We start from the raw sequence: 22,468 nt of genomic DNA, 5'->3' as shown, positions 1-22,468 counted from the left end.
TTAAAAATCAAACAATTAAAAAGTTGGCACGCAACCTGCAATTAACAAAATATCTTTTTAGAAAAATGCTGAATTAATTGAGGTTGCTATGTCTATTCTGGTTAAAAATAACATTCATTGGGTTGGCCAACGTGACTGGGAAGTGCGAGATTTCCACGGCACTGAATACAAAACGCTGCGCGGTAGCAGCTACAACAGCTATCTCATCCGTGAAGAAAAAAACGTGCTGATCGATACAGTAGACCACAAGTTTAGCCGTGAATTCGTACAGAACCTGCGCAGTGAAATTGACCTCGCGGATATCGACTACATCATTATTAACCACGCGGAAGAAGATCACGCCGGTGCGCTGACCGAACTGATGTCCTGCATCCCGGACACGCCAATTTACTGCACCGCTAACGCGATTGATTCCATCACCGGCCACCACCATCATCCGGAGTGGAACTTCAACGTGGTGAAAACCGGTGATTCTCTGGACATCGGCAACGGCAAACAGCTGATCTTTGTTGAAACGCCAATGCTGCACTGGCCTGACAGCATGATGACCTACATGACCGGCGATGCGGTACTGTTCAGTAACGACGCCTTCGGCCAGCATTACTGCGACGAACGCCTGTTCAACGACGAAGTTGACCAGACCGAACTGTTCGAACAATGCCAACGCTACTACGCCAACATCCTGACCCCGTTCAGCCGTCTGGTGACGCCGAAAATCACTGAAATCCTCGGCTTCAACCTGCCGGTGGATATGATTGCGACTTCTCACGGTGTGGTATGGCGCGAAAACCCAACGCAGATCGTTGAGCTGTACCTGAAATGGGCGGCGGATTATCAGGAAGACCGCATCACCATCTTCTACGACACCATGTCCAACAACACCCGCATGATGGCGGACGCCATTGCCCAGGGCATCAACGAAGTTGACCCGAACGTGGCGGTGAAAATCTTTAACGTCGCCCGTAGCGACAAAAACGAAGTCCTGACCAACGTCTTCCGCTCTAAAGGCGTGCTGGTCGGTACTTCCACCATGAACAACGTGATGATGCCGAAAATCGCCGGACTGGTGGAAGAGATGACCGGCCTGCGTTTTCGTAACAAACGCGCCAGCGCCTTTGGTTCTCACGGCTGGAGCGGCGGCGCAGTTGACCGCCTGTCCACCCGTTTACAAGATGCAGGTTTTGAGATGTCGCTGAGCCTGAAGGCGAAATGGCGTCCGGATCTGGATGCGCTGGAACTGTGTCGTCAGCACGGTCGTGAAATTGCACGTCAGTGGGCGCTTGCTCCGCTGCCGGAAACGGCGGTGAAAGCGGCAACCAAAGAAGAAGAGTGCGCCTGTGCCGCTGCGGCTGCCGCTGACCTTGGCCCAAGCATGCAGTGCAGCGTGTGTCAGTGGATTTACGATCCAGCAAAAGGTGAACCGTTGCAGGATGTCGCGCCAGGTACCCCATGGAGCGACGTGCCGGATAACTTCCTGTGCCCGGAGTGTTCATTAGGTAAAGACGTATTCGACGTACTGGCAACGGAGGCAAAATGAGCCGCGAAATTGTCATTATTGGTTCGGGCTTCGCCGCCCGCCAGTTAGTCAAAAATATCCGTAAACAGGATGCAACTGTTCCGTTGACCCTGATTGCCGCTGACAGCATGGATGAGTACAACAAGCCCGATCTCAGCCACGTTATCAGTCAGGCACAGCGTGCAGACGACCTCACCCGCCAGTCGGCGGGGGAGTTTGCCGAACAGTTTAACTTGCGCCTGTTCCCATACACCTGGGTGACCGACATCGACGCCGATGCCCGCATCGTGAAAAGTCAGGACCAACAGTGGCAGTATGACAAGCTGGTTCTGGCTACGGGGGCTTCAGCCTTTGTGCCTCCAGTTACCGGACGTGAGTTAATGCTCACACTGAACAGCCAGCAAGAATACCGCGCCTGTGAAACGCAACTGCGTGATGCCCAACGGGTACTCATTGTCGGCGGTGGCTTGATTGGCAGTGAACTGGCAATGGATTTTTGTCGTGCCGGTAAAGCGGTAACGCTTATCGACAACGCCGCCAGCATTCTGGCCTCGCTGATGCCACCGGAAGTCAGCAGTCGCTTACAGCATCGTCTGACCGATATGGGTGTGCATCTGCTGCTGAAATCACAGCTTCAGGGTCTGGAAAAAAATGAATCGGGTATTCGCGCCACGCTCGATCGTAGCCGCAGCGTAGAAGTCGATGCAGTGATCGCCGCCACCGGTCTGCGCCCGGAAACGGCGCTGGCCCGTCGCGCCGGATTGAACATCAATCGTGGCATCTGCGTCGACAGCTATCTGCAAACCAGCCACCCGGATATTTATGCGCTCGGCGACTGTGCTGAAATTAACGGTCAGGTGCTGCCGTTCCTGCAGCCGATTCAACTGAGCGCCATGTATCTGGCGAAAAACCTGCTCGGCGGCAATGCGCCATTGAAGCTGCCTGCCATGCTGGTAAAAGTTAAAACGCCGGAACTGCCATTACATCTGGCAGGGGAAACCCAGCGTTGCGATCTGAACTGGCATATTGCCGCTGAAGCGCAAGGTATGGTGGCCAGAGGAATGAACGAAGAAGGCCAGCTATGTGCATTTGTAGTCAGTGAAGACCGAATGAAAGAGGCCTTTGCGCTGCTGAAAACGTTGTCCGTGTAAGTTTGTGATGCCGGATGGCTGCCGCGCCTTATCCGGCAATGCCGCTACTGATTTATTAACCTCACGCACATGGACGTACGTTGCCACTTGTCGGTATGCCCCGACATGTTTTTCTTGCCCCGCCAGTCCCGGGGCTTTTTTTATTTTTGCGCCAACCAGCGCGCCGCGGTAATCACGCCCTGCCCCAGCGATAATCCCCCATCCCCCGCAGGTAAACGCTGCGGAAACAGTAAGGTGAAATCAGCCAGATAAAATGCCAGCCGCGATGACAACAAACGGTTATGCATCACGCCACCGCTGAATACTAACGTCTTAACACCACGCGCTTCGGCCTGCTCACGCATCAGCGTGGCAAACCCACTCGCCAGCGCATCATGAAACGCCCACGCCCTTGCTGCAGGCGTCCCCTGCCAGTTCAGCCATTGCTGCCAAAACACAGCCAGGTCAAGTTCATTACCTTGCAACGGGACTGATACCGGATGCTCAACACCATCACATTGCGAGGCCAACGCCTCCAGCGCGCAGGCGGCCTCGCCTTCATAACTCAATGAAGTCGGGGCGCACTGGAGCGCGGCGGCAACGGCATCAAACAGCCGTCCGCACGATGACGCCAGCGGGGCATTGATCCCCCGCTCAATGGCGCGTGCCAGCACGTTCCAGTTTTGCTGTTGCAGCGCCGATGTTTCCGGGTAACGCTGCCAGTCAGGGACAAAACGCAGACACTGCGCGAGCAGGTTACGCCACGGCTGCTTTGCCGCCAGATCGCCGCCCGCCAGCGCGACCGCGGGTAAGCCACCCAGGTGTTCGCATTCACGATAGTTGACCCGCAAACACTCTCCGCCCCACAGCGCGCCGTTTTCACCCATGCCGATACCGTCTAACGTCAGAGCGATAACGTCGCCACCGTACAGCGGCCAACCGTGCTCGGCCATACACGCAGCGGCATGCGCATGGTGATGCAGCACCGTTTCGGTCGGCAGATTCATCTCACTGGCCCACTGGCTGGAAACATAGCCGGGGTGAGCATCATGAACAATACGCTGTGGCGTAAAGTCATAAATACTCTGGATCAGGCGCAGCGCATCACGCCACTGCTGCTGAATGCCGTCATCACTGAGATCGCCCAAATGCTGACTGATAACCGCCTGTTCGCCACGCACCAGACAGAAGGTATTTTTTAGATCCGCGCCTAGACACAGCATCGGCGGCACGTCACGAAAACCCGGCGGCAGTGCGACCGCATCCGGCACGTAACCCCGCGAACGGCGCAGCATTTCCCCGCTTTCACGCACCACGGAGTCATCCATACGCTGCACAATTTCGCGGTTATGCAGCAGGAAACCGTCGGCAATCTCGCGTAAATCTGCCAGCGCCTGCGCGTTGGTAATGGCTGGCGGCCTGCCGCTGAGGTTGCCGGAGGTCATTACCAGCGGGCAATTCATCTCTTGTAACAGGAGATGCTGCAACGGATTCGCTGGCAACATGACGCCAACTTCCGTTAACCCTGGCGCAATTCCCTCGCTCAGTGCCGCTACACAGCGTTTCTGCACCAGCACGATCGGCGCGGCAGGAGTGGTTAACAGACGACGTGCGGCTTCAGGTAGTCCGTCATCGCCAGGCAGCATCACTGCCAGAGGTTTTGCCGGACGGTGTTTGCGCAGCCTGAGTAGCGCTACGGCGTTATCATTTCGCGCATCGCAGACCAGATGAAATCCACCAATGCCTTTCACAGCGACAATGCCGCCCGCTTTTAGCAACGCCACCGCCGCCTGCAGCGCCTCTTCTTTTTCCGCTCGCTCACCCGCGCTTAACCACTCAAGATGTGGGCCACATTGCGGGCAGGCAACAGGTTGGGCGTGAAAGCGACGGTCGTAGGGATCGCGATACTCTGTATCGCATTGCGCACAGAGAGGGAAGGACGCCATCACGGTAAACGGACGGTCGTACGGCATGGCGCGGATAATCGTAAAACGTGGACCACAATGAGTACAGTTGATGAAGGGGTAGCGATAACGACGTTCGCCGGGGGTGTTCATTTCAACAAGGCATTCGGGACAAGTCGCGGCGTCCGGGACAATTTGCGTATTCATCGTACCGCCTGCACTTTGGCGAATCGAGAAATCGGCAGGCTGCTGCGTCCAGGCGAATGATTCGCTCTCAATGCTATCAATGCGCGCCAGCGGCGGACAATGTTGATGCAATTGCGCAATAAACTCCGCCGGATCTTCCTGTAAGCGCACCACCACACCGTCACCGTCGTTGCACACGTCGCCATGCAGTTGCAGGCGCTGCGCCAGTTGCCAGACGAAGGGGCGAAAGCCGACGCCCTGTACCTTGCCGCGAATACGCAGTTGTACGCCGGAGTGGTTGTTGATTGTCATTATGTCCTTCCCGCAGTCATCTATCCCGGTTTGCCGGATGGCGGCTGCGCCTTATCCGGCCTACATGACTCCCGTGTAGGCCTTAAAGCTGCGCGCCATCAGGCACGTATTTTACGCGGATTTTTAGCGATCAGAACAGCAAAGATGCGGTGGAGTCCAGCGCCGCGCGACGGCGTTTTTCAGCGCTCAGTTGCTCAAGCTTATTGCGATCCACATAAATCAGCGCGTGAGTCGGGCAGACTTCCATACAGGCAGGACCCGCTTCACGGTGGTGGCACAGGTCGCACTTGTTGGCTTCGGCTTTTTCTGCACGAACGTTCAGACCCGCGCCGCTGTTACGCACAACCGGACGCACGACAACTTCCATTGCACCATAAGGACACGCCACCACGCAGGTTTTACAGCCAATGCAGCGTTCCTGCATCACGTGGACAAAGCCTTTATCACGGCTGATTGCTCCGTTCGGACAGACGTTAGCGCACGGCGCGTCTTCACACTGGCGACACAGCGTTGCCGTGGAGACGTTAACGCCTTTGATGACGTGAATGCGGGGTAAAAAGGTTTCAGGGGTCAGCGATGCGCAGTCCTGGTTATCCTGATGGGATACCACGCAGGCCACTTCACAGGTACGGCAACCAATGCATTTATTGGCGTCTGCAATGATGAAACGGTTCATCAATTTCTCCAGCAATGACAGATTATCTGCCGAAGCATTCACGAATCGTGCCAAATTTTAATACACTGTTATTAAAGGATTTTTATTTTGATGGATGTGAGAATGGTGTGTCATCGTCACTAGTGACGATGACAAATGACAGCCGTCAGCGCGAAACATACGGCGCAACAGAGTCGCGCTGAATGAGTTCCCCGATGAAGATTTTTGGCGGTGTAAATACTCCATCGCCCAGCATAAATATCAGGCGGCCGATCGTTTCCTGGATCATTTCCGTCACCGGAATTTTGACGCTGGAAAGCGCCGGAATAGTGTATGGCGCGATAGCGATATCATCGAAACCAATCACCGACACTTGGGCAGGCACGCGGATACCCTGCTCATGCAGCTGCTTCATCGCGCCTATCGCCATATCATCATTGCTGGCCACCAGCGCGGTAAAATTGACCTTGCGTGCAAGCAAGGTATCAACACCCGCCGCACCGCAGGCTGGCGTCCATTTTCCTTTGACAATCAAATCATTATTTAGCGGAATGCCATGCGCAGCCAGCGCATCTTTATAGCCTGAGAGTCGTTCCACGCCGGTAGGTGAATCCATCGAGCCGGTAATAAAACCAATCTCCTGGTGCCCGGCGGCAATCAACTGCGCAACGGCGTTAAAGCTGGTTTGTTTTTGATCGCACCAGACGCTGTGGCTACTGTTTTTACGCAGCCGTCGGTTAAGCACCATAATCGGCTGGGCGTGCGCGTCAATGATCTCGTCTATTTCATCCACGCTGAGAAAACGCGGATAAATCATAATCGCGTCACAGCGCAGGTCGAGTAAGTACTGGATCGCCTGACGCTCTTCCTCTGCGCTATGCTTACCATCAGCCAGCAACAACTGGCGCCCCTTATCCTCCGCCATCCGCGCGGTGTGAAATAGCAGCTCGCTGAAATAGACGCCATGATAAAGAGTATTGGTCACCACCAGACCCAGCGTCTGCGTGGTCTTCGCCGCCAGGCTGCGCGCCAGTAAATTAGGGCGGTAACCACTCTCTTCAATGGCCTGAAACACACGGTCTTTGGTTTCCTGGCTGACGTAACCGTTCCCGGAAAGCACCCGGGAAACCGTCGCTTTCGACACCCCGGCCCGCTTTGCCACCTCCAGCATCGTGGTCATAGTAGTCATCCCTTTTCTCTTAATGTGACGCAGTGTACTGCACCGTTTCGCCGCTGTCCTTGCTGCTAAAACGCGGCGCCTGACATCTGGTGATCATCATCACAATTATAAAAACAATAAAAATTAATTCTTGTTTAAAGAATATAAATTAAACATGATTTTGTGGAACCGGTTTCCTATCTGAGTTTCATCAACTCAGAAACGCGACCTGCGCAAACGGATAAAAACATAACGTACCCTACTGATAAAACAGGATTAAATCCGATGTCCAAGAATTATGCAGCGCTGGCGCGCTCCGTTGTGACGGCTCTGGGAGGCGTCGACAACATCACAGCAGTGACCCACTGTATGACCCGTTTGCGTTTCGTTATCAAAGATGATGCGCAGGTCGATAGCGCGACACTGAAAACACTTCCTGGCGTGCTGGGCGTAGTACGTAACGATAATCAGTGTCAGGTGATCATCGGTAACACCGTTTCGCAGGCGTATCGTGAGGTTGTCAGCCTGCTACCTGCCAACATGCAGCCTGCTGAGCCGCAAACCAAACCCCGGCTGACGCTGAAACGGATTGGCGCGGGGATCCTCGATGCGCTGATCGGCACGATGTCACCGCTGATCCCGGCAATTATCGGTGGATCAATGCTCAAGCTGCTGGCAATGGTTCTGGAAATGACCGGCGTGCTGGTGAAAGGATCGTCCACCCTCACCATTCTGACCGTTATCGGCGACGGCGCATTTTTCTTCCTGCCGCTGATGGTCGCCGCTTCGGCAGCCATAAAATTCAAAACCAACATGTCGCTGGCAATTGCTATTGCGGGTGTGCTGGTCCATCCCAGCTTTATCGATCTGATGGCAAAAGCCGCGCAGGGTGAGCACGTTGAGTTCGCCCTGATCCCGGTGACGGCGGTGAAATATACCTACACAGTGATCCCGGCACTGGTCATGACCTGGTGTCTGTCATACATCGAACGTTGGGTGGATCGTATCACTCCGGCAGTGACCAAAAACTTCCTCAAACCGATGCTGATCGTGCTGATCGCCGCCCCGCTCGCGATCGTTTTAATCGGTCCGATTGGTATCTGGATCGGTAGCGCAATTTCAGCGCTGGTCTATACCATTCACGGCTATCTCGGCTGGCTGTCGGTCGCCATTATGGGCGCATTGTGGCCGCTGTTGGTGATGACGGGTATGCACCGCGTGTTTACGCCCACCATTATCCAGACCATTGCCGAAACCGGTAAAGAAGGCATGGTGATGCCGTCTGAAATCGGCGCCAATCTGTCGCTGGGCGGTTCATCGCTGGCGGTGGCATGGAAAACCAAAAACCCGGAACTGCGTCAGACGGCGTTAGCGGCCGCCGCGTCAGCCATCATGGCTGGCATTTCCGAACCCGCGCTGTACGGCGTGGCGATCCGTCTGAAACGCCCACTGATTGCGAGCCTAATCAGCGGGTTTATCTGCGGCGCCGTTGCCGGCATGGCTGGACTGGCGAGTCATTCCATGGCGGCCCCAGGCCTGTTCACCAGCGTCCAGTTTTTCGATCCGGCTAATCCGATGACCATTGTCTGGGTGTTTGGCGTGATGGCGCTGGCGGTCGTGCTTTCCTTTGTATTAACACTGATTCTCGGCTTTGAAGATATTCCTGTCGAAGATGCTGCCGCGCAGGCCAGAAAAAATCAGGCCGCACAACCGGGCAATATCGCCAGCATTTGACTGGCATGAACTGAGGTTAACTATGTCTGTTTTTCCGCAAGGATTTTTATGGGGCGGCGCGCTGGCCGCCAACCAGTCTGAAGGGGCATACCGGGAAGGCGGCAAAGGGCTGACCACCGTCGATATGATCCCCCACGGCGAACATCGGATGCCCGTTAAGCTGGGTCAGGAGAAGCGCTTTACGCTTCAGGATGACGAATTTTATCCCAGCCATCAGGCGATCGACTTTTATCATCGCTATAAAGAAGATATTGCGCTGATGGCGGAAATGGGGTTTACGGTTTTTCGCACCTCAATAGCCTGGAGTCGTCTCTACCCTAACGGCGACGAACTGGCGCCTAATGAAGAAGGTATCGCTTTTTACCGGGCCGTTTTTGCCGAGTGTAAAAAATACGGTATTGAGCCGTTAGTCACGCTATGTCACTTCGATGTGCCCATGCACCTGGTTACCGAGTACGGCTCCTGGCGGAACCGCAAAATGGTGGAGTTCTTTACCCGTTACGCCCGCACCTGCTTCGAGGCCTTTGACGGCCTGGTAAAGTACTGGCTGACGTTCAACGAAATCAACATCATGCTGCACAGCCCCTTTTCAGGCGCCGGGCTGGTGTTTGAAAAAGGTGAAAATCAGGATCAGGTGAAATATCAGTCCGCCCACCACGAACTGATTGCCAGTGCCCTGGCGACGAAAATCGCCCATGAAGTAAATCCGCAAAATCGGGTCGGCTGCATGCTGGCGGGCGGTAATTTTTATCCTTATTCCTGTAAACCAGAAGATGTGTGGACCGCGCTGGAAAAAGACCGCGAAAACCTGTTCTTTATTGATGTGCAGGCGCGTGGGGCTTATCCCGCCTACTCCGCCCGGGTGTTTCGTGAAAAAGGCGTGGCGATAGAAAAAGCCGCGGAAGATGACGACATCCTGAAGAACACCGTCGATTTTGTCTCGTTTAGCTATTACGCATCACGCTGCGCCTCCGCTGACATGAACACTGGCAACACCAGCGCTGCCAACGTAGTGAAATCACTGCGTAATCCGTACATTGCCGCCAGCGAATGGGGCTGGGGTATCGATCCGCTTGGCCTGCGCATCACCATGAATATGATGTATGACCGTTATCAGAAGCCGCTGTTTCTGGTGGAAAACGGACTGGGGGCGAAAGATGAAATCGATGCCAATGGCGAGATCAATGACGACTATCGCATTCGCTATCTACGCGAACACATCCGCGCCATGGCTGATGCCATTGAGGATGGTGTGCAGCTAATGGGTTACACCACCTGGGGCTGTATCGATCTGGTTTCCGCCTCAACCGGCGAGATGAGCAAGCGTTACGGTTTTGTGTATGTAGACAGGGACGATGCGGGCCACGGCACGCTGGCGCGTACCCGAAAAAAATCATTCTGGTGGTACAAAAAAGTGATCGCCAGTAACGGGGCCGATCTGGCGTAACCGCTCAGCCGGAGGAGTCTGTAATCCTCCGGCTGAATCGCTTATTTTCATTTCATGAATTGCATTCCAAATGTGGAATCTTCCTTCCAGTTTCCGGTTTGCCCTTGCGCATTTTTACTGGCATTTTATTCAGTAGTTTTTGCTCTTATCCGTTCACCACAAGGAAGCGTTCATGTCTGATGAAAATGGCACAACAGCAGTGGCTATCACCAAACCCGTACGTCGTTTGAAAGTGGGTTATGTCAGAAAACGCCATGAAGATCGTAACACGGGTTTCACGCTCCGTATCAGTCGGCATGCCTCGCTAACGCTGAACGGCGACTGGCTGGAACAAGCGGGATTCCCTACCGGGACGGCAGTGAATGTTTCAGTGATGCAGGGGAAATTAATTATTGAGCAGGCAACGGAAGAACAGAGAGTGTGAGGCTCAAAACAGGCCGGATGCCATGGGCATCCGGCACTGGTAAGGTTAGTCTTCTGGCGCTTCTAACTCGGAAAATCCACCGTGGCCTTCCCACCCGGCTAATCGTTGATAGACTGTCTCGACCGCATCTTTGATTGGCTGCGTCATCGGGTAATAAAAACCGACAATATCCGGCTGAATGCCGAGGAAGATCACCTCGCCAACATCCTCTTTTAGCTGATCAACCAGATAGTTCAGCGGCATGTTGTGGGTGGTCATCATGAACATTTCGGCAATATCATCAGGGTCGATAATGCGGATTTCACCAGGGTTTAACCCCATGTCGGTGGCATCCACAATCAACAGACGCTGCGGGCGCAGTTCACGGATAGCGACGATATCGTTTTCCGGCGCGCTGCCGCCGTCGATGACAACCCAGTTGCCCTGAGGACTGGCAGCGCACATTTCCGCCAGTAGCGGACCCGCGCCGTCATCGCCCATCATGCTGTTGCCGACACAGAGTAAAACGTCAGTCACGGTGTCTCCTCACCATCAAATAGATGGCGCTTTCCTGGTGAATATCATGCAGCATGCTGAGCATCAGCTTGCTCCACTCCTGCTGCTGCGGAGTCTGAACGGCGCGCGCATCATCAAACGCGCGAGCCAGCATTTGCACATGGTTGAAATCGATGACGATCTCGCCATACTTCGGCACGCCTTCCATTTTCCGGCGGGCTTCGCTTCCTTCGGCAAGCGTGGCAATCCATGCCAGATATTCATCCCACGGACAGGTTAACGCCGCTTCCAGGCAATCGATGATCCCAAGGTGGTGACCAATCGCCAGGCTGTAATAGACAACCTGCTGCGCCTCTGCGGGCGTCGCATCGTTCTCATCAATAAACTTACGGCTCAGTTGACTGAACACCACCGTTTCACTCATCGGATACGCGCCTCTTCGACTACATGGTTAAGATGCGTGACGATTTCGGTCAGACGCGGATCGTTTTCCGCTTCCAGCCAGCGCGCCACCTGATGTTCACCCTGCCCTAACTGCGTCATATAGTCATCAGCAATCTGGCGACCGTAGCGATAACCCGCCAAACGGCGAGCTTCACGGTCCACCTTCACACGCAGCGGTTGAACCATATCCGGATGCAGAATTTCAGCGGGCTGTTCGTCCAGTTCACCTGGCGCACGCGCATGAATTTTCTGTTCCAGCAGACCCAGCGCCATCGCAAAACCGTACAGCGTTGCCGCAGGCGTCGGCGGACAGCCAGGAATATACACGTCCACCGGTACGATTTTATCCGTGCCGCCCCATACGCAGTATAAGTCGTGGAAGATACCGCCGCTGTTACCGCAGGCGCCGTAAGAGATACAAATTTTCGGATCCGGCGCAGACTGCCAGGCGCGCAGCGCCGGAGAACGCATCGCGCGGGTTACCGCGCCGGTAAACAGCAGGATATCCGCATGACGCGGCGACGGTACTACTTTGATACCAAAGCGTTCGGCATCAAACAGCGGAGAGAGCGTGGCGAAAATTTCGATTTCGCAGCCGTTGCAGCCGCCGCAGTCCACACGATAAACATACGCTGAACGCTTGATGCTTTTCAGCAGCGATGCTTTCATGCTGGCAATGGATTCATCCACCGTCATCGGTACCGGAATACCGTTGGCATCACGTGGGCCTAATAAATTGCTCATCAGCTGGCCTCTTTCATATGGCGAGTCAGTTCAATACGGTCAGACGGCACCAGACATTTCTGGCGCTTACAATCCGGGCAGGTCTCAAAGCTTTCACGGTGGTTTTCCGCGCGGCTGTCACCGTTGTGCTTGAGCAGCGCAATGGCGTAATCAATCTCTTTTTGTACCGCGAACGGGCGGTTACAGACGCGGCAGTTACACAGCGAAAAGCGAGACTGCTGCAGGAAATCTTCTTTCTTCCATACCGCCAGCTCATATTCCTGCGACAGCTTGATCGCCGCCGTCGGGCAAACTTCTTCGCAGCGGGCGCAGAAGATGCAGCGACCGAGGTTGAACTGCCACGCCAGCTCATTGGTAGCCAGATCGGTTTCGACCGTTAGCGCGTTAGACGGACACGCATTAACGCAGGCCGCGCAGCCAATGCACTGCTGCGGATTGTGCTCTGGTTTGCCGCGGAAGTTTTTATCGACCGCAATCGGCTCCAGCGGATACGACGACGTCGGCGCCCCGGTTTTGATGACTTTTTTGATAAAGGTAAACATGGCGATTCCTTATTTCAGCGGCGAGTTTTTACGCTCGATGCTGTAGCGCTCAAGTTCTTTGTACGGCACGACTTTGCTCTTCTTCTTACGCACATCGACCACGGTCATACGGTCGGTACAGGAGTAGCAAGGATCGAGGCTACCGATAATCAGCGGAGCATCGGAAACAGTGTTGCCACGCAGCATGTAACGTAGCGTTGGCCAGTTGGCGTAGGTTGCCGCACGGCAGCGCCAGCGATACAGTTTCTGGTTATCGCCGGTCATGCTCCAGTGGATGTCATCCCCGCGCGGCGCTTCGGCAAAGCCCAGCGCGAAGCGGTGAGGAATATAGGTAAAGCCTTCCACCGCCAGCGGGCCGCCCGGCAGGTTGTCCAGACCAAAGTCGATCATGTTCAGTGCGGTATAGACTTCATTGATACGGACTTTAAGACGAGAAATAACATCGCAACCCTGCTCACTGTGCACTTCCATCGGCAGCAGGCCATAGCCCACAAACGGGTGATCGGCACGGGTATCACGCGCGTGACCGCTGGCGCGAACCATCGGACCGACGTTACTAAAGTCGCGAGCGATTTCTGGATCCAAACGACCAATACCCACGGTACGCTGTTCCATGTTCGGCGTGCTGAGCAGCATATCGACCAGTTCCTGCACCTCACGACGCATCTGCTGCGCCAGTTGACGGGTCTGGATCATATCGTCTTTCAGCAGGTCACGACGGATACCGCCGATCAGGTTCATACCGTAAGTTTTACGCGCCCCGGTGAGGATCTCCGCCATCTTCATCGACGTTTCACGCACGCGGAAGAACTGCATAAAGCCGGAGTCAAAACCGGTGAAGTGACAGGCCAGGCCGAGATTCAGCAGATGCGAGTGCAAGCGTTCCACTTCCAGCAGAATGGCGCGGATCATCTGTGCGCGTTCCGGCACTACGATACCCATCGCATTCTCTACGGAGGTGGTATAGGCGGTGCTGTGGGCAAAACCGCAGATGCCGCACACGCGGTCCGACAGGAACGTCACTTCGTTGTAACCCATACGGGTTTCCGCCAGTTTCTCCATGCCGCGGTGGACATAGAACAGACGATAGTCGGCGTCGATGATGTTCTCGCCGTCAACAAACAGACGGAAGTGACCGGGTTCATCGGAGGTCACGTGCAGCGGGCCAATCGGCACCACGTTATTTTTCTTGTCGCCCAGTTCATTGATGAACTCGTAGGTTTCAGCATCGGTGGTCGGCGCCGGGCGCTGACGATAATCCATACTGTCTTTACGCAGCGGATACAGCTCGTCCGGCCAATCATCCGGCAGCACCAGACGACGTTCATCCGGCAAACCGACCGGGATCAAACCGTACATGTCGCGCACTTCACGCTCGCCCCAGACGGCAGCCGGAACGCGCGGCGTCACGGATGGGAATTCCAGCTTATTGGCATCCACTTCAACGCGGACGGTGATCCAGCACTTGGTGCCCTGCTCCATCGACATCACGTAATAAACGGCGTAATGGCCGCACAGCTGACGTTCGTCGTTACCAAACAGCACAGACAACCAGCCGCCCTGTTTGTAGTACAGGAACTCAACCACTTCCGGCAGGTAGTTCACCTTGACGGTGATAGTCAGCTGATCTTTAGTCTGCCAGGCTTCATCCAGCACCACACCCGGAAAGGCCTGGTGCAGAGCGGCGAGATAGTGTTGACCTAATTTTTCTTCAGACATGCTCAAACTCTCTTAAATCACGCCACCAGCAAGGAGACGAACGCTAAAAACGCAAACCCAAAACCGGCCCAGGTCACGCGTGAAGTGGCGCAAAAACGCAGACGCGCCATGCTGTTTTCGAACAAGGCGATGACCAGCACGCCGAGGACCAGCTTGACGACGGCAATCACCAGCGCCAGCAGCAACCCACCCGCGGTGAAGGTTTCCATCTGTCCCCACGGCAGGAATACGCCGACGAACATTTGCAGAACGACCAATTGTTTGAGGCTAATGCCCCATTTCAGCACCGCAAAACCGCTGCCGCTGTATTCGGTCAATGGACCTTCCTGCAGCTCCTGCTCTGCTTCCGCCAGATCGAACGGCAGTTTGCCCATTTCGATAAAGGTGGCGAAAGCACAGGCGCACAGCGCCAGAATCAGCGGGATGCTGCGCGCAGCAGGCCAGTGATAAATGGTATCGGCGATATTGCTGATATGCGTTGAACCCGCAACCTGCGCCGCTACCCACAGCCCCAGCAGCAGGATAGGTTCAACCAGTACGCCGAGCATCGCTTCACGGCTGGCGCCAATAGCGGTAAACGGACTACCGGTATCCAGACCCGCGATAGAGAAGAAGAAACGGGCGATGGCGAACAGGTAAATCAAGGTGATCAGATCGCCCAATTGCGGCAGCGGCGAGCCAACGGTCACGACCGGCAACGCGGTGGCGATAGCCAGCATCACGCCCACCATCACAAACGGCGTCAGGCGGAAAACCCAGCTGGAATCCGCAGGCGCAATGCTCTGACGGCCCAGCAGTTTGATAATGTCACGGTATTCCTGCAAAACGCCCGGACCGCGACGATTATGCAAACGCGCACGCGCCACGCGGGTCACACCGGACAGCAGCGGCGCAACGGCAAACAGCACCAGCGCCTGAATTAACGGATATAAAACACTCATTTTCAGGCTCCTCGTGAAACCACAATCACCACCAGCACCGCCAGCTCAATCAACGCCAGGCGACGAAACAGCACCGGGGCAGCCGCATTCTGCCAGCCCGGAACCAGTGATACCGGGTTTAGCCATTTACGCAGTTTGAGTACCGGGGCAAAGGCTTCTTTCACCGGCATGGCAAAACCGTGTGCGGTAACAACCATTGACTGCTCGTGATCGTAACCACACACCCATGCCGCACCGCGTGAACGCGACGGCAGACGGTTGCCTTTGAAAATTGCCATGATGATGAACGGCAGCAGCGGACACGCGATCAGCAGCAGCGTGATCATTGGCTGAGAAACGGTGGTGTTCGCCGTTTCCAGCGGCAGTGGAACGGCAGAGGAGATCATCGGCAGCAGCCACGGCGCAGCAACGCCGCCAATCACGCAGCAGATAGCCAGCGCAACCACGCTCACGCCCATCAGGATTGGCGCGCAGCAGGCATTTTCAGCTTCCTTCGTGCGCGGCGCGCCAAGGAACGTAACGCCATACACTTTCGCCATACACATCACCGCCAGCGCGCCAGTAATCGCCAGTCCTACCGCCAGCAACGGCCCTAACAGACGACCGACAAACGCGCCGCTGTTACCCAGTTTAAAGAAGGACTGATAGATGACCCACTCACCGGCAAAACCGTTCAGCGGCGGCAGTGCGGCCATCGCCATCAGGCCAACCAGCATCGCCAGAGAGATAACCGGCATACGTTTACCGATACCACCCAACTTCTCGATATCACGATGACCGGTACGGAACCAGATACTGCCAGCACCGAGGAACAGAACGCTTTTGAACAGGCTGTGGTTGACCAGATGATACAGACCACCGGTCAAACCCAACGCAATCAGCGCCGGTTGATTCAGCGCAATCCCGGTTACGCCTGCGCCCAGACCCAGCAGAATAATGCCGATATTTTCCAGCGTGTGGTACGCCAGCAGACGCTGGATGTTATGTTCCATTAACGCATACAGACCGCCGACAAATGCGGTGATCATGCCCAGCACCAACAGCGTAATGCCCCACCACAGCGGCGCGTTACCGCCCAGCAGAGACAAGGAAAGAATACCCAGCAGACCGACCTTCATGACCACGGTAGAAAACAGTGCCGCAGCCGGCGCGCTGGCGTTGGCGTGTGCCTGCGGCACCCAACCGTGCAGGGGGATAATCCCGGCCAGCAGGCCAAAACCCGCCACGCCCAGCAGCCAGATGTCAGACCCAAGCGGCAGCTCCTGGGTGCGCAGGTCAAGCAGGCGCAGCTCCAGCGTGCCGTAACGTTGCCACACCAGGTAGCAAGCAATCGCCAGCAGCAACGTGCCGATACGCCCCAGCGCAAACCACAGTTTGCCCTCTTTACTGCAACCGGTCAGGAACACCGCGCACAGCGCCATGATTTCCGCCATCACCACCAGCGTACCGAGGTTGCTGGCAACCACCGCACATACAGCTGCGGCCATCAGCAGATTCACCAGCAGGCCGTTGGCTTTCACCTGTGGATGGCGATGCCAGTCAATGTTGTACAGGCTGACAAACAGACCACACAGGCCCAGGGTAATCAGCCAGATAGCGTTCAGCGGCGTGACTTGCAGACTATGGCCGATAAACGGCATCACGCCGCTAATCGCAACGGCGCGGGTCAGTACAAGAAACCCCGCAGCCGCCGTACACAAACTGCCAACCGCGCCGCCAACCCCTGCAATCCAGCCGCTCAGCGGTTTATGAAATGAAAACAGAAATGCCAGAACCGCAGCCGCTGTAAACCAGGCCACACCGCTGTTAATCAGTGAAATTGCGCTCATTTTGCATCTCCACTTTGAGCCTGCTGAAACAAGGTGAGATCGCCGAAGTCGGTATTGAAAGTCAGCTCACGTTTACGTTTGCTGGCGCGGGCGATATCCATGTTGCTCACCAGATGCAGGGCTTTGGTCGGGCACATGCGTACGCAGGCCGGACCTTGCTCGTCAAAACTACACAGATCGCATTTCACCGCGATGGCACGAACGCCCGGAACCCAGTCCAGCAGCGTGCTTACGCGAGCTGGGGCTGGCGGAGCCGGAGGCGCTTTTGATGTATTGGCGTTTGCCGGGATATGCAGCGGACGGCTACCGGAAAACTCAATAGCACCGAACGGACAGGCGATCCCGCACAGTTTGCAGCTTACGCACAGGCTTTCATTCAGCTGTACGGCGCCATCAACGCGATTAATCGCATTAACCGGACAAACGGTAGCGCATGGCGCATCTTCACACTGGTGGCAAAGCTGCGGCGCGGATTCTTTTTCATTTAACATCACTTTCAGGCGCGGCATTGACTGCAGGCCATGCTGGCGATGTGTCTCTGAGCAGGCGGCTTCACAGGTGTGGCAGCCGATACAAAGAGTGGAGTCAGCAATTACAAAACGATTCACCAGGCATTCCTCAGGTGATAGTCATTTTTGACGAAAACATGTCAGGCAAATGTCATTTCGACATTTTTCGACATGCCCATTCCCTAAACTGTCGTGACGCGGTATTAAAGCCGCATCATGACAAACGTGGGCAGCACCCGAGGCTTAAGCCGGGCTATGTCCCTCAACCAGCTGGCTTAAATTCACCGGCATATTGTTTTCAACCGCCGTATACAAGCTGTCATAGACGCTGGCGATTTTTTCGAGATAGTGCTCCAGCACCTGATCGCGATCGCGGTTGCTGATACGCTCATCAACTTTACCGTCGATGGTCAACTGTGCCTGTGCAATCAGTTGTTTATCATCACCCTCTTTCGTTTCGACGTAATACTCGATGGTGTGACTGTTAAAGCCATCCGCCAGCGTGACGTAGATAACGAAGTGTTCAAAAAGGACAAAGCACAGATCTTTGTCCGGCGCACAGCTCATCGCATGATGCAAACGCGCTTTCGACAGGGTGATCCCCTGAACCAGCGAGTTGCAGTAAATACGCCACTGGTCCTGTAGGCGACGATGCCGTTCAGCGATGTAATCGGCTTTTTCGCTTATTTCCCAAATAGTCATGTCAGGTTACCCGTTTAGCAGAGATGAACAGCCTTAAGCACATTTCATGCCAAAATTAATTTCCTTTAGTTTCATAAACATAAAAAATCAAAGGCGGGTGACGATGTGTCATTTCGTCATCGTCGTCATTGTCACGAATGAAAAAATTCAACCTGGCATGTTTATTGCTTTTAATACGACAACTTCACAGGAGGCGGTATGCACGAAATAACCCTCTGCCAACGGGCACTGGAATTGATTGAACAACAGGCCACGCAACACGGAGCAAAGCGAGTAACTGGGGTCTGGCTCAAAATTGGCGCATTTTCTTGCGTAGAAACCAGCGCTCTCGCCTTTTGTTTTGATCTGGTATGCCGTGGGACCCTTGCAGAAGGTTGTAAACTCCACCTCGAAGAACAAGAAGCGGAATGTTGGTGCGAATCTTGTCAGCAATATGTCACGTTACTGACGCAACGCGTGCGTCGGTGTCCGCAATGCAACAGCGATACGCTGAGAATTGTGGCCGATGACGGTCTACAGATTCGACGAATTGAAATAGGCGACGCCGAAGACTAATTCCGGTGGCACCTGCCAGGCCGGAGAAGACGCTTGCGTCGCCATCCGGCAAAAAAGCCTGTAACAAGAAAGAGATCAGGAGTGAGCGATGTGTACGACATGTGGTTGCGCTGAAGGCAACCTTTATATAGAGGGTGATGAGCATAATCCCCACTCGGCGTTTCGCAGCGCGCCATTTGCCCCGGCGGCTCGCCCGGCGCTGAATATTACCGGTGTGAAAACCTCTAATTTCGCACCGAGCCAGACCGCAGAAGGCGACCTTCACTACGGTCATGGCGAGGCGGGTACCCATGCGCCAGGCATGAGCCAGCGCCGTATGCTGGAAGTCGAAATTGACGTGCTGGACAAAAATAACCGTCTGGCCGAACGTAACCGTGCCCGTTTTGCCGCTCGTCAGCATCTGGTATTAAACCTCGTATCAAGCCCGGGCTCTGGTAAAACGACGCTGCTGACCGAAACGCTGATCAAGCTGAAAGACAGCGTACCGTGCGCCGTGATTGAAGGCGACCAACAGACGGTCAACGATGCCGCCCGTATTCGCGCCACCGGCACCCCAGCCATCCAGGTCAACACTGGTAAAGGTTGCCACCTTGACGCGCAAATGATTGCTGACGCCGCGCCGCGTTTGCCGCTTGATGACAACGGCATTCTGTTTATTGAAAACGTCGGTAACCTGGTCTGCCCAGCCAGCTTCGACCTCGGCGAACGTCATAAAGTGGCGGTGCTGTCCGTCACCGAAGGCGAAGATAAGCCGCTAAAATATCCGCATATGTTTGCCGCCGCATCGCTGATGCTGCTCAATAAAGTGGATCTGCTGCCGTACCTCAATTTTGATGTTGAAAAGTGCATCGCCAGCGCCCGGGAAGTGAACCCGGACATTGAGATCATCCTGATTTCCGCCACCAGCGGCGAAGGGATGGACCAATGGCTCTCCTGGCTGGAGACACAGCGATGTGCATAGGTGTTCCGGGTCAAATCCGCACCATTGATGGCAACCAGGCCAAAGTCGACGTTTGCGGTATTCAGCGCGACGTCGACCTGACGCTGGTCGGTAGCTGTGATGAAAATGGTCAGCCGCGTCTGGGTCAGTGGGTACTGGTCCACGTCGGCTTTGCGATGAGCATCATTAATGAAGCAGAAGCGCGCGACACGCTCGACGCACTGCAAAACATGTTTGACGTTGAGCCGGATGTCGGCGCGTTGCTGTACGGCGAGGAAAAATAAATGCGTTTTGTTGACGAATACCGCGCACCAGAACAGGTGATGCAGTTGATAGAGCACCTGCGTGAACGTGCCGCTCTCCTCCCCTACACCGCCGAACGACCGCTGCGCATCATGGAAGTTTGTGGTGGTCATACCCACGCTATTTTCAAATTTGGGCTCGACCAGTTGCTGCCCGAAAACGTGGAGTTCATTCACGGCCCTGGCTGCCCGGTTTGCGTTCTGCCGATGGGCAGGATCGACAGCTGTGTTGAAATCGCCAGCCATCCGGAAGTGATTTTCTGCACCTTTGGCGACGCCATGCGCGTGCCGGGAAAACAAGGCTCACTACTACAGGCCAAAGCGCGCGGCGCGGATATCCGCATCGTCTATTCGCCGATGGATGCGCTGAAGCTGGCGCAGGAAAACCCGACGCGTAAGGTTGTGTTCTTTGGTCTGGGTTTTGAAACCACCATGCCGACCACCGCCATTACCCTGCAGCAGGCCAAACAACGCGATGTGCAGAACTTTTACTTTTTCTGTCAGCACATTACGCTTATCCCCACGCTGCGCAGCCTGCTGGAACAGCCGGACAACGGCATCGATGCCTTTTTAGCACCGGGGCATGTCAGCATGGTGATTGGCACCGACGCCTATAATTTCATTGCCTCAGATTTCCATCGTCCGTTAGTGGTCGCCGGCTTTGAGCCGCTCGACCTGCTGCAAGGCGTGGTGATGCTGGTTGAACAGAAAATCGCCGCCCATAGCCAGGTCGAAAACCAGTACCGCCGCGTAGTACCGGATGCCGGTAACGCCTTAGCGCAACAGGCCATCGCTGAGGTATTTTGCGTCAACGGCGACAGCGAATGGCGCGGTCTGGGCGTGATCGAATCGTCTGGCGTTCACCTGACGCCGGACTATCAACGTTTTGATGCCGAAGCGCATTTTCAGCCAGCGCCACAGCAGGTATATGACGATCCACGCGCGCGTTGTGGAGAGGTGTTGACCGGCAGATGTAAACCGCATCAGTGTCCATTATTTGGCAAAACCTGTAACCCGGAGACCGCGTTTGGCGCACTGATGGTCTCCTCAGAAGGCGCATGTGCCGCCTGGTATCAGTATCGTCAGCAGGAGTGTGAAGCATGAACAGCGTACAACTCGCCCACGGTAGCGGCGGTCAGGCTATGCAGCAGTTGATCAACAGTCTGTTTATGGAGGCTTTTGCTAATCCGTGGCTGGCGGAACAGGAAGATCAGGCGCGTCTGGAACTGGCGCAACTGGTTGCAGAGGGCGATCGTCTGGCGTTCTCTACCGACAGCTACGTTATCGACCCGTTGTTCTTCCCCGGTGGCAATATCGGCAAGCTGGCTATCTGCGGTACGGCGAACGATGTCGCCGTCAGCGGCGCTATTCCGCGTTATCTCTCCTGCGGGTTTATCCTTGAAGAAGGTCTGCCGATGGAGACGCTGAAAACCGTCGTCACCAGCATGGCGGCAACCGCACGCGAAGCGGGCATCGCCATCGTGACCGGTGATACCAAAGTCGTGCAGCGTGGCGCCGCAGATAAGTTGTTCATCAACACCGCCGGTATGGGGGCGATCCCCGCCAACATTCACTGGGGTGCGCAAACTCTCGGCCCTGGCGATGTATTGCTGGTTAGCGGTACGCTTGGCGATCATGGCGCAACCATTCTTAACCTGCGCGAGCAATTGGGTCTTGATGGCGAACTGGTCAGCGACTGTGCGGTGTTAACGCCGCTCATTCAGACGATACGTGATATACCCGGCGTGAAGGCGCTGCGTGACGCCACGCGTGGCGGCGTGAATGCGGTGACGCATGAGTTTGCCGCATCATGCGGATTTGGTATTGAGCTGTCTGAAGCGGCCCTGCCCGTGAAGCCTGCGGTGCGTGGCGTTTGCGAGCTGCTGGGCCTCGATGCGCTCAACTTTGCCAACGAAGGCAAACTGGTGATTGCCGTTGAGCGTCAGGCTGCTGAAAGCGTGCTTGCCGCGCTGCACGCGCATCCGTTAGGACGCGATGCGGCAATGATTGGTGAAGTGGTTGAACGTAAAGGCGTACGTCTTGCCGGACTGTATGGCGTGAAACGAACCCTCGATTTACCACACGCTGAACCATTACCTCGTATATGCTAGCAGCCAGTTGGCAGCATACTGTAGGCCGGATAAGACGCATTTGCGTCACTATCCGGCATTAACGCTGCATTATCGCCTGATGGCGCTTTGCTTATCAGGCCTACGGATTGCGTGACCAGCGAGTTTGCGGTCAGCCATCCGGCAATAATTTACGACTTATACCTATAA

22 protein-coding genes are annotated in these 22,468 nt (G+C 55.3%); 10 read left to right on the top strand and 12 right to left on the bottom strand.

Annotated features, from left to right (window positions below):
* Window positions 1–88 precede the first annotated feature (88 nt).
* Window positions 89–1,537 carry an anaerobic nitric oxide reductase flavorubredoxin gene (gene norV, locus FDX14_RS10735; RefSeq protein ID WP_137349497.1) on the top strand — a complete coding sequence of 483 codons (1,449 nt, stop codon included), beginning with the start codon at window positions 89–91 and terminating at the stop codon, window positions 1,535–1,537.
* On the top strand, window positions 1,534–2,667 hold the full coding sequence (gene norW / locus FDX14_RS10730; protein ID WP_137349496.1) for an NADH:flavorubredoxin reductase NorW: 1,134 nt from the start codon (window positions 1,534–1,536) through the stop codon (window positions 2,665–2,667). The genes norV and norW overlap by 4 nt, the downstream gene beginning before the upstream one ends.
* A gap of 140 nt (window positions 2,668–2,807) precedes the next feature.
* Here norW and hypF read toward each other — a convergent pair whose 3' ends face one another.
* The 3 genes from hypF to FDX14_RS10715 form a co-directional block, all read right to left on the bottom strand.
* Complete coding sequence (gene hypF, locus FDX14_RS10725) at window positions 2,808–5,048, bottom strand: carbamoyltransferase HypF (protein ID WP_137349495.1); 2,241 nt, start codon at window positions 5,046–5,048, stop codon at window positions 2,808–2,810.
* Between the two features lie 130 nt (window positions 5,049–5,178).
* Complete coding sequence (gene hydN / locus FDX14_RS10720) at window positions 5,179–5,724, bottom strand: electron transport protein HydN (protein ID WP_003037366.1); 546 nt, start codon at window positions 5,722–5,724, stop codon at window positions 5,179–5,181.
* A 145-nt stretch (window positions 5,725–5,869) separates the two neighbouring features.
* Window positions 5,870–6,883: a LacI family DNA-binding transcriptional regulator gene (locus FDX14_RS10715; RefSeq protein ID WP_042310567.1), complete on the bottom strand. Its 1,014-nt coding sequence runs from the start codon at window positions 6,881–6,883 to the stop codon at window positions 5,870–5,872.
* Window positions 6,884–7,147: 264 nt separating this feature from the next.
* Here FDX14_RS10715 and ascF point away from each other — a divergent pair, with 264 nt between their 5' ends.
* From ascF to FDX14_RS10700, 3 genes are all read left to right on the top strand, one after another.
* Window positions 7,148–8,596, top strand: coding sequence for a PTS cellobiose/arbutin/salicin transporter subunit IIBC (gene ascF, locus FDX14_RS10710; RefSeq protein WP_079226090.1), 1,449 nt, complete (start codon window positions 7,148–7,150; stop codon window positions 8,594–8,596).
* A gap of 22 nt (window positions 8,597–8,618) precedes the next feature.
* Window positions 8,619–10,043 (top strand): 6-phospho-beta-glucosidase, encoded by a 1,425-nt coding sequence (locus tag FDX14_RS10705; protein WP_137349494.1) that lies wholly within the window; start codon window positions 8,619–8,621, stop codon window positions 10,041–10,043.
* A gap of 172 nt (window positions 10,044–10,215) precedes the next feature.
* Entirely contained in the window at window positions 10,216–10,467 is a 252-nt protein-coding gene (locus FDX14_RS10700; RefSeq protein ID WP_042310574.1) for a SymE family type I addiction module toxin, read from the top strand.
* A 45-nt stretch (window positions 10,468–10,512) separates the two neighbouring features.
* On the opposite strand, the gene hycI is transcribed toward FDX14_RS10700, so the two are convergent.
* The 9 genes from hycI to hycA all read right to left on the bottom strand — a co-directional run bounded on the left by hycI (window position 10,513) and on the right by hycA (window position 18,392).
* Window positions 10,513–10,983 carry a hydrogenase maturation peptidase HycI gene (hycI, locus tag FDX14_RS10695; RefSeq protein WP_137349493.1) on the bottom strand — a complete coding sequence of 157 codons (471 nt, stop codon included), beginning with the start codon at window positions 10,981–10,983 and terminating at the stop codon, window positions 10,513–10,515.
* Window positions 10,976–11,386, bottom strand: coding sequence for a formate hydrogenlyase maturation HycH family protein (locus tag FDX14_RS10690; protein ID WP_003037385.1), 411 nt, complete (start codon window positions 11,384–11,386; stop codon window positions 10,976–10,978). The genes hycI and FDX14_RS10690 overlap by 8 nt, the downstream gene beginning before the upstream one ends.
* Window positions 11,383–12,150, bottom strand: coding sequence for a formate hydrogenlyase subunit HycG (gene hycG / locus FDX14_RS10685; RefSeq protein WP_003037388.1), 768 nt, complete (start codon window positions 12,148–12,150; stop codon window positions 11,383–11,385). Before hycG ends, FDX14_RS10690 begins: the two co-directional genes overlap by 4 nt.
* The gene (gene hycF, locus FDX14_RS10680) at window positions 12,150–12,692 is read right to left on the bottom strand and encodes a formate hydrogenlyase subunit HycF (RefSeq protein ID WP_061382331.1); all 543 of its coding nucleotides are present in this window, start codon (window positions 12,690–12,692) and stop codon (window positions 12,150–12,152) included. The genes hycG and hycF overlap by 1 nt, the downstream gene beginning before the upstream one ends.
* A gap of 9 nt (window positions 12,693–12,701) precedes the next feature.
* Window positions 12,702–14,411 carry a formate hydrogenlyase subunit HycE gene (gene hycE / locus FDX14_RS10675; RefSeq protein ID WP_006687169.1) on the bottom strand — a complete coding sequence of 570 codons (1,710 nt, stop codon included), beginning with the start codon at window positions 14,409–14,411 and terminating at the stop codon, window positions 12,702–12,704.
* A gap of 17 nt (window positions 14,412–14,428) precedes the next feature.
* On the bottom strand, window positions 14,429–15,352 hold the full coding sequence (locus FDX14_RS10670) for a respiratory chain complex I subunit 1 family protein (RefSeq protein ID WP_137349492.1): 924 nt from the start codon (window positions 15,350–15,352) through the stop codon (window positions 14,429–14,431).
* Between the two features lie 2 nt (window positions 15,353–15,354).
* On the bottom strand, window positions 15,355–17,181 hold the full coding sequence (gene hycC / locus FDX14_RS10665) for a formate hydrogenlyase subunit 3 (protein WP_079226085.1): 1,827 nt from the start codon (window positions 17,179–17,181) through the stop codon (window positions 15,355–15,357).
* A complete protein-coding gene (hycB, locus tag FDX14_RS10660) occupies window positions 17,178–17,789 on the bottom strand; it encodes a formate hydrogenlyase subunit HycB (protein WP_032940517.1) in 612 nt (203 codons plus the stop codon). Before hycB ends, hycC begins: the two co-directional genes overlap by 4 nt.
* 144 nt (window positions 17,790–17,933) lie before the next feature.
* Window positions 17,934–18,392 (bottom strand): formate hydrogenlyase regulator HycA, encoded by a 459-nt coding sequence (gene hycA / locus FDX14_RS10655; RefSeq protein WP_042310585.1) that lies wholly within the window; start codon window positions 18,390–18,392, stop codon window positions 17,934–17,936.
* Window positions 18,393–18,590: 198 nt separating this feature from the next.
* Between hycA and hypA the strand changes: the two genes are divergently transcribed.
* The 5 genes from hypA to hypE all read left to right on the top strand — a co-directional run bounded on the left by hypA (window position 18,591) and on the right by hypE (window position 22,300).
* Window positions 18,591–18,947 (top strand): hydrogenase maturation nickel metallochaperone HypA, encoded by a 357-nt coding sequence (hypA, locus tag FDX14_RS10650; RefSeq protein WP_042310587.1) that lies wholly within the window; start codon window positions 18,591–18,593, stop codon window positions 18,945–18,947.
* An 88-nt stretch (window positions 18,948–19,035) separates the two neighbouring features.
* The gene (hypB, locus tag FDX14_RS10645; RefSeq protein ID WP_038633101.1) at window positions 19,036–19,908 is read left to right on the top strand and encodes a hydrogenase nickel incorporation protein HypB; all 873 of its coding nucleotides are present in this window, start codon (window positions 19,036–19,038) and stop codon (window positions 19,906–19,908) included.
* Window positions 19,899–20,171: a hydrogenase 3 maturation protein HypC gene (gene hypC, locus FDX14_RS10640; RefSeq protein WP_038633103.1), complete on the top strand. Its 273-nt coding sequence runs from the start codon at window positions 19,899–19,901 to the stop codon at window positions 20,169–20,171. Before hypB ends, hypC begins: the two co-directional genes overlap by 10 nt.
* Entirely contained in the window at window positions 20,172–21,293 is a 1,122-nt protein-coding gene (gene hypD / locus FDX14_RS10635) for a hydrogenase formation protein HypD (protein WP_042310593.1), read from the top strand.
* On the top strand, window positions 21,290–22,300 hold the full coding sequence (hypE, locus tag FDX14_RS10630) for a hydrogenase maturation carbamoyl dehydratase HypE (RefSeq protein ID WP_061382333.1): 1,011 nt from the start codon (window positions 21,290–21,292) through the stop codon (window positions 22,298–22,300). The genes hypD and hypE overlap by 4 nt, the downstream gene beginning before the upstream one ends.
* Window positions 22,301–22,468 lie beyond the last annotated feature (168 nt).

It is taken from the genome of Citrobacter sp. wls710, assembly GCF_005281115.1.
GTDB classification, from domain to species: Bacteria; Pseudomonadota; Gammaproteobacteria; order Enterobacterales; family Enterobacteriaceae; genus Citrobacter; species Citrobacter werkmanii.
This window is presented reverse-complemented; position numbering and strand designations above follow the sequence as displayed.

Coding starts and splice junctions, on each gene's coding strand:
- norV (WP_137349497.1), top strand. CDS start 89: ATGTCTATTCTGGTTAAAAATAACATTCATTGGGTTGGCCAACGTGAC.
- norW (WP_137349496.1), top strand. CDS start 1,534: ATGAGCCGCGAAATTGTCATTATTGGTTCGGGCTTCGCCGCCCGCCAG.
- hypF (WP_137349495.1), bottom strand. CDS start 5,048: ATGACAATCAACAACCACTCCGGCGTACAACTGCGTATTCGCGGCAAG.
- hydN (WP_003037366.1), bottom strand. CDS start 5,724: ATGAACCGTTTCATCATTGCAGACGCCAATAAATGCATTGGTTGCCGT.
- FDX14_RS10715 (WP_042310567.1), bottom strand. CDS start 6,883: ATGACCACGATGCTGGAGGTGGCAAAGCGGGCCGGGGTGTCGAAAGCG.
- ascF (WP_079226090.1), top strand. CDS start 7,148: ATGTCCAAGAATTATGCAGCGCTGGCGCGCTCCGTTGTGACGGCTCTG.
- FDX14_RS10705 (WP_137349494.1), top strand. CDS start 8,619: ATGTCTGTTTTTCCGCAAGGATTTTTATGGGGCGGCGCGCTGGCCGCC.
- FDX14_RS10700 (WP_042310574.1), top strand. CDS start 10,216: ATGTCTGATGAAAATGGCACAACAGCAGTGGCTATCACCAAACCCGTA.
- FDX14_RS10690 (WP_003037385.1), bottom strand. CDS start 11,386: ATGAGTGAAACGGTGGTGTTCAGTCAACTGAGCCGTAAGTTTATTGAT.
- hycG (WP_003037388.1), bottom strand. CDS start 12,150: ATGAGCAATTTATTAGGCCCACGTGATGCCAACGGTATTCCGGTACCG.
- hycF (WP_061382331.1), bottom strand. CDS start 12,692: ATGTTTACCTTTATCAAAAAAGTCATCAAAACCGGGGCGCCGACGTCG.
- hycE (WP_006687169.1), bottom strand. CDS start 14,411: ATGTCTGAAGAAAAATTAGGTCAACACTATCTCGCCGCTCTGCACCAG.
- FDX14_RS10670 (WP_137349492.1), bottom strand. CDS start 15,352: ATGAGTGTTTTATATCCGTTAATTCAGGCGCTGGTGCTGTTTGCCGTT.
- hycC (WP_079226085.1), bottom strand. CDS start 17,181: ATGAGCGCAATTTCACTGATTAACAGCGGTGTGGCCTGGTTTACAGCG.
- hycA (WP_042310585.1), bottom strand. CDS start 18,392: ATGACTATTTGGGAAATAAGCGAAAAAGCCGATTACATCGCTGAACGG.
- hypA (WP_042310587.1), top strand. CDS start 18,591: ATGCACGAAATAACCCTCTGCCAACGGGCACTGGAATTGATTGAACAA.
- hypB (WP_038633101.1), top strand. CDS start 19,036: ATGTGTACGACATGTGGTTGCGCTGAAGGCAACCTTTATATAGAGGGT.
- hypC (WP_038633103.1), top strand. CDS start 19,899: ATGTGCATAGGTGTTCCGGGTCAAATCCGCACCATTGATGGCAACCAG.
- hypD (WP_042310593.1), top strand. CDS start 20,172: ATGCGTTTTGTTGACGAATACCGCGCACCAGAACAGGTGATGCAGTTG.
- hypE (WP_061382333.1), top strand. CDS start 21,290: ATGAACAGCGTACAACTCGCCCACGGTAGCGGCGGTCAGGCTATGCAG.